Below are 1316 nucleotides of genomic sequence, written 5' to 3' on the forward strand. Positions count from 1 at the left end.
GTGCCGTCCGGCCCACGCCGCGTCGATGTGGTCCAGCGGGAAGGCTGAGTCCGTCGCTGGATTCCGGGTTCGCACGCTCGGGCGTGCGCCCCGGAATGACTGAAACAGAGGTCGTGCCGACACTGACCTGACGCAGCATGTCCACCCCCGTCCCGACCAGGAGGATGCCGATGCGCCGTAATGTCCTCGCACTGCTCGCCGTCGCCGCGCTGGCGATCGTCTCGCCGCTGACCTTCGCCGCGCCGGCCGCCGCGGCGGGACCGGAGCCGAAGCCGCTGCCGGCTCCCGTCGAGCTGACGGTCGGCTATCAGAAGGTCGGCCATCTGGCGCCGATGCTGATGATCATGGACAAGCTCAAGGGTCTCGGCGTCGAGCTGAAGCTGGTCGAGTTCGCCCGCTACGCCGACGCCCGCACGGCACTGCTCGCCGGCTCGCTCGACGTCGCCTCGGTGGGCCCGGCCGACCTCGCCATCTCGCTGGCGCAGGGATCGACCGACGTGGTCGGCATCATGGGGGTCGGTTCCTCGCCCAAATACGTGATCGGCCGCAACGGCGTGAAGCTCGACACCTGGGACGACCTGAAGGGCAAGAAGATCGCCATCGCGCCCGGCTCCGCCGTGTGGTTCCAGTTCGCCGCGACGCTGGTCGAGAAGGGCATCCCCTACACCAGCTTCCAGGCCGTCAACATCCAGGGCGGCGGCGCCAATTTCGACCAGGCGCTCAAGAAGGGCGAGGTCGACGGCATCGTCACCTGGGAGCCGTTCGAGTCGATCCCGGTGATGGAGGGCTACGGCTTCTTCGCCAAGAACCTCGAATACGGCTCGTCCAAGGCGGTCGGCGCCGAGCTCGGCATGATCATGGCGTCGAAGACCGCGGCCACCAAGAAGCGCGACGCGGTCGAGCGCTTCGTCTGGGCCTATCTGGACGCCCAGGAGCAGCTCAGGAAGGACCAGGTGAAGTTCGCCGAGGCCTATGCGAAGCTCTCCGGCATGCAGCCCGACATCGCCGCCCAGGCCGCCAAGATCATCACGCTCGGCGAGGTCATCTCGCCCGACCAGATCAAGCGGCAGGCCAAGGCCTTCGCGGATCTGGGCGTGATCCAGAAGGACGTCTCGGGCCAGATCGACACGGCGTGGGACGGCTCCTTCGTCGCCAAGGCGCTCGGCAAGTGATCGGGCGCGGCTGACGGCCCAGCAGGGGACCCGCCATGTCGGCCTCGACCGAGCAGATCACGCGCACCGCGCTGAAGTTCGCCATGCCGTTCCTCACCGCCGGCCTGGCAGCGCCGCCGGTGGAAGGGACGGAATGACGGTGCA

Annotated in this window: 1 protein-coding gene; it reads left to right on the forward strand. The window is 68.2% G+C overall.

What is annotated here, in order from left to right:
- Window positions 1-170 precede the first annotated feature (170 nt).
- The gene (locus CH341_RS27755; RefSeq protein WP_111422215.1) at window positions 171-1172 is read left to right on the forward strand and encodes an ABC transporter substrate-binding protein; all 1002 of its coding nucleotides are present in this window, start codon (window positions 171-173) and stop codon (window positions 1170-1172) included.
- Window positions 1173-1316 lie beyond the last annotated feature (144 nt).

The organism is Rhodoplanes roseus, from assembly GCF_003258865.1.
Classification (GTDB): Bacteria; Pseudomonadota; Alphaproteobacteria; order Rhizobiales; family Xanthobacteraceae; genus Rhodoplanes; species Rhodoplanes roseus.

Coding starts and splice junctions, on each gene's coding strand:
- CH341_RS27755 (WP_111422215.1), top strand. CDS start 171: ATGCGCCGTAATGTCCTCGCACTGCTCGCCGTCGCCGCGCTGGCGATC.